This window comes from uncultured Dokdonia sp., assembly GCF_947492815.1.
In the GTDB taxonomy this organism is placed as follows: domain Bacteria; phylum Bacteroidota; class Bacteroidia; order Flavobacteriales; family Flavobacteriaceae; genus Dokdonia.
Map to the genome: position 1 here is coordinate 1 of NZ_CANLOB010000077.1, position 848 is coordinate 848.

An 848-nucleotide genomic window follows, 5' to 3' on the forward strand; every position below is an offset into this window, starting at 1 on the left:
TATAATCTCCAGGTGCTAATCCTGTAATCTCTTGTGTTGTCTCTCCATTACTCCATGAGTATGTATATGGTGGAGTACCTCCGGTGCCTGTAGCATTAGCAGTACCATTATTTAATCCAGGACCAGTTTCATCAGTTGAAGTTGCATCAACTCCTACAGGACTCGCTGGCTCTGTAACCGTTACACTCTGTTCTACTGCTAAACATACTGTCCCATCTATAGTGACACTTACTGTATATACTCCTGCTGTTAAGTTACTCAATGTACTTGTAGTAACTCCTGCATCTACTTGACCTGTGTTCCAAGTAAATGTAAATAAAGCAGATGGATTGGCATTTGAACTTGCACTTACTGTTGTACTTCCTGTATTCTCACCAGCACAAAGTATATCAGTTACATCTTGAATCGCAATAACTGCATCACATGTGTCACTACAATTAATAATTACACTCTGTGTTAATTCACAGCCATTGGCATCGGTAATCGTTACCGAATGAACACCTGCACCATTACCATTAAAGTTCCCAGGTAAGTTCGTAGCTGTAGCTGTTGTTTGGTTTCCTGCACTTGCACTCCACTGATATGTATAAGGTGCTGTTCCTCCTGTTACGGTTGCAGTAGCTTCTCCATCTAAACATCCTTGAGCAGTTGTCGCATCAATTCTTGTAATGTTTACACTTAACGCATTATCTGGCTCTGTGATTGTATAATTAGCTGAAATTGTACAGCCATTAGCATCGGTTACAATAACAGAATAGTTTCCTGCAGATACATCTTCTATATCTTCGGTTGTAGCTCCGTTACTCCATTCATATGTATATGGAGAAGTTCCTCCATCTACTGTAATA

The 848-nt window shown here is 40.0% G+C and carries 1 pseudogene; it reads right to left on the minus strand.

The window, feature by feature from the left end:
* Positions 1–848: pseudogene (locus Q1A01_RS23580) on the minus strand (hypothetical protein); the annotation flags it as partial.